Annotated in this window: 6 protein-coding genes; 3 read left to right on the top strand and 3 right to left on the bottom strand. The window is 43.6% G+C overall.

Annotation, left to right across the window (positions count from 1 at the left end; all coding sequences use genetic code 11):
- The 3 genes from BLV85_RS14275 to BLV85_RS14265 all read right to left on the bottom strand — a co-directional run.
- Nucleotides 1–315 (bottom strand): transposase (locus tag BLV85_RS14275; RefSeq protein ID WP_342707118.1); only part of this gene is annotated, 315 nt, incomplete at its 3' end.
- Nucleotides 316–552: 237 nt separating this feature from the next.
- Nucleotides 553–867 carry an RnfH family protein gene (locus BLV85_RS14270; protein WP_090415890.1) on the bottom strand — a complete coding sequence of 105 codons (315 nt, stop codon included), beginning with the start codon at nt 865–867 and terminating at the stop codon, nt 553–555.
- Entirely contained in the window at nt 851–1,291 is a 441-nt protein-coding gene (locus tag BLV85_RS14265) for a type II toxin-antitoxin system RatA family toxin (RefSeq protein ID WP_090415889.1), read from the bottom strand. Before BLV85_RS14265 ends, BLV85_RS14270 begins: the two co-directional genes overlap by 17 nt.
- Nucleotides 1,292–1,390: 99 nt before the next feature.
- On the opposite strand from BLV85_RS14265, the gene smpB reads away from it, so the two are divergent.
- The 3 genes from smpB (at nt 1,391) to BLV85_RS14250 (ending at nt 3,821) form a co-directional block, all read left to right on the top strand.
- Nucleotides 1,391–1,840 (top strand): SsrA-binding protein SmpB, encoded by a 450-nt coding sequence (gene smpB, locus BLV85_RS14260; protein ID WP_090415888.1) that lies wholly within the window; start codon nt 1,391–1,393, stop codon nt 1,838–1,840.
- Between the two features lie 13 nt (nt 1,841–1,853).
- Entirely contained in the window at nt 1,854–2,933 is a 1,080-nt protein-coding gene (locus BLV85_RS14255; RefSeq protein WP_090415887.1) for a COX15/CtaA family protein, read from the top strand.
- 465 nt (nt 2,934–3,398) lie between these two features.
- The gene (locus BLV85_RS14250) at nt 3,399–3,821 is read left to right on the top strand and encodes an RDD family protein (RefSeq protein WP_090415886.1); all 423 of its coding nucleotides are present in this window, start codon (nt 3,399–3,401) and stop codon (nt 3,819–3,821) included.
- Nucleotides 3,822–4,438: the final 617 nt, after the last annotated feature.

The raw sequence follows: 4,438 nt of genomic DNA, 5'->3' as shown, positions 1-4,438 counted from the left end.
ACTTGCCATGCTGTCCCGGCACAGGTTGGCAAATACGCCAACCTGGCAATTGTCTACCTTCCCCAGACGGCCGTTCCATTGCCTCGCAACCCCTGTTGAGGCTTCACCCTTCTTCGCAAAACCACTCTCATCAATGATCAAAGTGGCTTTGTCGCCACCCAATAGCGCGTCCGCTTCACGCGCGATCTGTGCACCAAATCCATGCCAATCAATTGCACCAGATGTCAGCATGTGTTGCATAGCCTGGTGATCAACCCCGTTTACTTCGCCCATGCGCAGCATGGTCGCCCGATCGGATTGAAACAGTCCACGCAGATAACCATAAAACGTCGCTGTTGCATCGCACGTCGAGGAGACGAAAAATGATGAAAATGAAGATAAATGCGCGCCAAGCGCTTCTGGGAGCCCCTGTAGGGCAGATTTGAGAGACTGTTTAGTATTTTCACGACATGATCGTGATTAACATATATAAAACAATGGCTTATTATACATCAACTGGATGCCTCATTGGAATTATTTGAATCTGACAAAGTAGAACTAGCCAGCCGTACATTAACGATCCGCTCTGGTACGCTTCCTGGATTTCAACCTGCGTTTCTCCTTGGGATCAATTGCAAGTGGTCGATATATTTCAATACGATCATGGGGCTGTAGCACGGTATCCGCGCTGACGATCTTGCCGAAGATTCCGGTTTTGAGTCCGGTGCAATCAATTTCTGGATATGGCTGACAAACACCGGACAACTGAATTGCCTGCGCAAGTGAAGTTCCAACAGGCACCTCAAAACGCTTGAGGAACTGATCATGGGGCAAGGCATAAGCCACCTCGATCATAATACTTGTTCGTTGCTCAGATAGAGGAACCATAAATCGCTTCTGCTCGCTCAACAAATGCTTCTACAAAATTGTTGGCAATTACATAAAAAACAGGCCCCACCAATTTTTCCAGCAGTTTATGCGAGAAAGTATAATGCAGCCGGAACTCTATCTTGCAGGCATTCTCTGACAATGGAATGAAGCGCCAATGCCCATCTAGATGTTCGAAGGGACCCTCAAGCAATTCCATTTCGATCAATTCGGGTGGACGGCGAATATTTTTAGTCGTAAAACTATGTTTGATGTGGTGATAATCTATATTGACAGTGGCATGCGCAGTTTCATCATCTTGTAATTCCATGGAGGCACCTGAGCACCATGGCAAGAAATCTGGATAGTTTTCTACGGTATCTACCAGATTAAACATCTGTGTTGCCGAGTAACCCACCAAAACCGATTTTTCTATTTCAGCCATACGATAAATTACCTTATTTCGGGCGAATCAAGACTAAAAACTGTTACACTAAACGAAAATTTCACAAAAGTCATATACCATTATCCTTGTTTTATTTCGATGAGTATTGCGCAAAATAAAAAAGCTTTTCACGATTATTTCATCGAGGAAAAATACGAAGCGGGCATTGTTCTGGAAGGATGGGAAGTCAAGGCAATCCGCGCGGGACGCATTCAATTGAAAGAAGCATACATTATTATCCGCAACGGCGAATTATTCCTTATCGGTTGTCATATCAGCTCATTGCCAGCGGCATCCACACATGTTCATCCTGATCCCGTAAGAACACGTAAATTGTTACTGCATGCGGCACAGATTAGCCAGCTCATTGGAAAAGTCGAGCGATCTGGGTACACGCTGGTTCCGTTGGACATGCATTATAAAGCAGGTAGAATCAAACTGGAAATTGGGCTTGCCAAAGGCAAGAAGCAATATGATAAACGTGAGAGCGAAAAGCGCAAGGAATGGGAACGTGACAAACAACGTTTAATACGTCATCAGCAAACTTGATTGATAGAAAACCATGCATATAAGCTCATACAAACCCATAAAACCTGAACCATCCACTTCCCAGATCAATAGCCACACAGCGATCGCTGTGTGGCTATTGATCTGTTGCGCATTGGTTTTCGCGATGGTGGTCGTAGGCGGCGTGACGCGCCTGACTGGCTCAGGGCTCTCTATCGTGGAATGGCAGCCCATTATCGGCACCATTCCGCCTATTACGCAAGAAGACTGGGAAATTTTACTAGACAAATATCGTCAAATTCCGCAATACGAGAAAGTCAATAAAGGCATGACTCTAGACGAGTTCAAGGGAATTTTCTGGTGGGAATATTTCCATCGCTTGCTAGGCCGCTTGATCGGACTGGTTTATTTCATTCCTTTCGTTTATTTTGTTGCGCGTAAGCGCGTTGATCGCAAGCTGGGTTTGAAGCTTCTGGGCATTTTCATACTCGGCGGACTGCAGGGATTCATGGGGTGGTATATGGTCATGAGCGGATTGGCTGATAATATTTATGTCAGCCAATATCGGTTAACTGCACATTTAGGATTGGCCTTCATCATCTATGCAGCCATGTTCTGGGTTGCCACGGGCTTGCTTGCGCCAAAGAAGACACACACACCAGATACAACCGCCGCAACATCCATACCTTGGCTGCGTCGCTTTTCATTCTCGCTAACAGGCCTGATCTTTGTCATGGTGCTGTCCGGCGGACTGGTCGCAGGTATACACGCAGGCAAAGCGTATAACACCTTTCCCTTGATGGATGGTTATTTGATTCCACCGGCCATGTTCGTACTAGAACCTTGGTATAGGAATTTTTTCGATAATATTACAACGGTTCAGTTTGACCATCGTTTAATTGCTTGGTTGTTAATATTCACAGTCCCATATTTCTGGTTTAAAGCCAGAAATATCTCGCTACCAGCCTCGGCCCGCCTCGCGTCACATCTGCTGATACTCGCCCTAATGATTCAGGTAGGATTAGGCATAACAACCTTATTATTGTCGGTACCGTTGACATTCGCAGCAGCACACCAAGCAGGTGCAATACTGTTGTTCACTGCAGCGCTCTGGCTCAATCGAACATTATCATGATCATGCACTGCATTAATATTTTTATAAGATAGTACGGTGACATAGACAACAATCCAAGATGATCCCTCATCAGTCATATAATGCATCATAAATGCACCCGACGCACGATGATTGCTGCTAATAAATATACGTGCGGGGTGCATTTCATGCTCCACACCCAAATCAGAAAATAGTTCAGAGGCATAAAATATATTTACTGGAATCAATGCTCTATTATTAAAACCGAATATATGGCTCCCAGTTTCTGGTGCTCTTGATAAAATAGGCCACATCTCGATTGAAATCAATTTATCGAAATGAATCAAACGGTTCAACATCTCAAATTGTATCCCAATGAATTGATCCGCCCTGTCCCTACACAACAATTCACGATAATTGTTTACTGCAGCAGCCATACTGATCGGTTTATTGGCAATACAAGCCTGAAAGATTGATTTCATTTATCAATATAAAAGAGAACCAATTATGAAAAATGCCTCCTCCCCAGGGTTCTGGCGTCGTGCGCTAGCCCTATTGTATGAAACCATATTGCTACTGGCTGTATGGTTTATTGCCAGTTTCTTGTTTCATCTTATCTTTCAGGACACCACTGCTGGATATTTTAGGCCGCTATTTCAGTTTTATCTTTTATGTGTAGGTGGAGCTTATTTCATCTGGTTTTGGACTCATGGTGGCAGGACATTAGCCATGCAAACCTGGAAATTACGATTGATTTCAGCGGATGGACTAAAAATAAACACCCGGCAAGCCATTACGCGTTACCTTTTTGCTTCCCTTGGTATTGGTCTGATGGGTTTTGGATTGTGGTGGGCTTTCTTTGACAGAGAGCATCAGTTTCTGCACGACAGACTGGCCGGCACGCGCATCATTAAATGTGATGCAAATTGAACAAAGCTGTTATCAAGGCAGCTATCAGAACAAAGGGGTATTTATTCATATTAACTTTCTGATAGTTTTAGGTTCCACTATCAGAAGATCCAATGGATAATAGTGTGATCTGGTGGTAAGAATTGAACTGCAGTGTGGTGTGCCCATCACTTGGTCGGCGGAAAGTGGCACACAACCATAATAAAACGGATAACATTATGCATTCATGACAAAGGCTTTGATAGGGTACCGAGCGAAGATGATTGTCACTGGACAAAGAATGGCTTGAAAAAGATTTTGTGGTGAAGATAGAAGAGAAGTGCGCAGCAACTAACAACGAAATATTCGTTCCGTAAAGACTAAGAATTCTCACTTTCTAGCCATATCGAAACTTCTTGCAAAGATGAAAAGCGACTATTGTGATTTATTAAGGAAGAACAGTGATAAGAAAAATGCTAAAAAATAGGGAAAATTTATACTTCTGGAAGGATTTTTGATTGCTCTTTGCAAGGTGTAATCAGGGAAGATAGCGAGGTTACCCAGTCACTAAACTAAATGATCTAACTTAGTGACTGGATAACGTATATGGAACAGATGATTGGCCAGATCGCAAGACTATACTTGCATCTAGCATCATC

The sequence above is a fragment of the Nitrosomonas halophila genome (genome assembly GCF_900107165.1).
GTDB classification, from domain to species: domain Bacteria; phylum Pseudomonadota; class Gammaproteobacteria; order Burkholderiales; family Nitrosomonadaceae; genus Nitrosomonas; species Nitrosomonas halophila.
This window is presented reverse-complemented; position numbering and strand designations above follow the sequence as displayed.

What these genes read in the sequence shown, in the direction of transcription:
- BLV85_RS14270 (WP_090415890.1), bottom strand. Translation starts at nt 867, where the DNA reads ATGGTTCCTCTATCTGAGCAACGAACAAGTATTATGATCGAGGTGGCT.
- BLV85_RS14265 (WP_090415889.1), bottom strand. Translation starts at nt 1,291, where the DNA reads ATGGCTGAAATAGAAAAATCGGTTTTGGTGGGTTACTCGGCAACACAG.
- smpB (WP_090415888.1), top strand. Translation starts at nt 1,391, where the DNA reads ATGAGTATTGCGCAAAATAAAAAAGCTTTTCACGATTATTTCATCGAG.
- BLV85_RS14255 (WP_090415887.1), top strand. Translation starts at nt 1,854, where the DNA reads ATGCATATAAGCTCATACAAACCCATAAAACCTGAACCATCCACTTCC.
- BLV85_RS14250 (WP_090415886.1), top strand. Translation starts at nt 3,399, where the DNA reads ATGAAAAATGCCTCCTCCCCAGGGTTCTGGCGTCGTGCGCTAGCCCTA.